Origin of the sequence: uncultured Cardiobacterium sp. (assembly GCF_938028185.1) — a bacterium.
Taxonomy (GTDB): domain Bacteria; phylum Pseudomonadota; class Gammaproteobacteria; order Cardiobacteriales; family Cardiobacteriaceae; genus Cardiobacterium.
Genome location: NZ_CALJAH010000319.1, coordinates 1 through 1,475 on the forward strand (window position 1 = coordinate 1; position 1,475 = coordinate 1,475).

Below are 1,475 nucleotides of genomic sequence, written 5' to 3' on the forward strand. Positions count from 1 at the left end.
TGCCGCTGATCGGTGAAAATACTGGCGAATCGGTCTGCGGGGCGGCAGGCGGCGCGTTGTTGGCGGTAGTGTCGCGTTGTCTTGCCATCAGTCACCGTCCATCAGCGCCGTCTGCTGCTGCATGAAGGCATCGCTGTCCAGCTCGCGCAGGTAGCTGTTGCACAGGTCCTGCATACTGCCGTACTCGCCGTCGGCGAAGATTTCGTCTTCGCGCAGGTATTCCTGATAACGTGCCCAGTCGGTATTGGTGGGGCTGTTGCTGTAGTTCTTTTCCATCTCCCGCGCGACCGCATCGATGTCATCCGGTACCGCTTCGCGGGTGTTGTAGCGGAGCAGCGGGATGCGCAGCTTGTAGAGGTTGTTGCCGTCGAGCAGGGCGAACGCCTGTCCCTTCGGCAGCTTGGCCAGATCGGAGGTGCGCAGCAGCTCCACCGACTGCGACACTTCACGCGATTGTGTCGAGGCATGGAAACGCACGCTGGAGGTGATGTCCGGGTTGTCGGAGGAGCCGGAGAAGGTGGCGATGTCGCTGACATTGACCTTGTTGGTCTTCTCCACCAGCAGGCGGGCGGTGCTTTCGTTCAACACGCGCAGCATGACCACGGTGTTGAAGTTGCCGAGCATCTGCTCCGCCTTCGATTTGCTGCCGACGCGCGCCTCAATGTCCGGCAGGGTCTGGGTGTAGGCAGTGACCTGTACCCCGGCACCGCCCGCCTTGTTCAGCATCGGCACGAACTCCGGCCCGGCCAGTTCGTTGAACTCGTCGGCGTGCAGGCAGATTTTTGGCTGGTAGCCGGTTTTGGGATAGGCGGGCAGGCCGTGGTCGGCACCGTGCTTGTAGAGGCGGCCGGCAACCGAGGTAAGGTCGGCGAACATCGAATTGCCGACGGTGGCGGCCACTTCAGCATCCGACAGCGCATCGAGGCCGATATAGACGATGCCGCGCGCCTGAATAATCTGCGACCAGGAAAAGACATCGCGGTTGAGGTCGGTAAAATCCGGGGCAATCAGGCGGGAGACCGCGCCGGTGGTCATTTTTTCGAGGAAGGGGTCAAGGCTGGCGACCAGTTTCGCCATGTAGCTGGCATCGGTCTGAAATGCCTTCATCATGGAAAGTGCCACATCGCGCTCGGTCGGTGTCAGCGGCAACTGCTCGCCCACTTCGCGGAAGAGCAGCCAAAACGCCTTGCCGCGCTGACCCCGGTCGTTCATCGCGCGCGGGATGACGAAGTTGAAGCCCGCATCGCGCCGCTTCTCGGCGGGCATCAACAGTGCCGCCTCGTACTCGGCAAGACGCGGGCGGTAGTCGTGGTTGTGCCGCTGGTAGAGCAGTTCCATCACGTCAATAAAGAGCGGCTCAACGTCGGCGCTGTACTGCTTCAGCATCGGGTAGCTGGGGGTACGGCCGAGCAGCACCAGTCCCTTGGCAATCTGGTTGACAAATGCCCAGACGAACTCGCGGAATGCCGCCGACT

1 protein-coding gene is annotated in these 1,475 nt (G+C 61.8%); it reads right to left on the reverse strand.

Annotated elements, in window-relative coordinates:
- Nucleotides 1-87: 87 nt before the first annotated feature.
- Nucleotides 88-1,475: TraM recognition domain-containing protein (locus tag Q0349_RS09390; RefSeq protein WP_298080622.1), on the reverse strand; the 1,388-nt coding region annotated here is incomplete at its 5' end.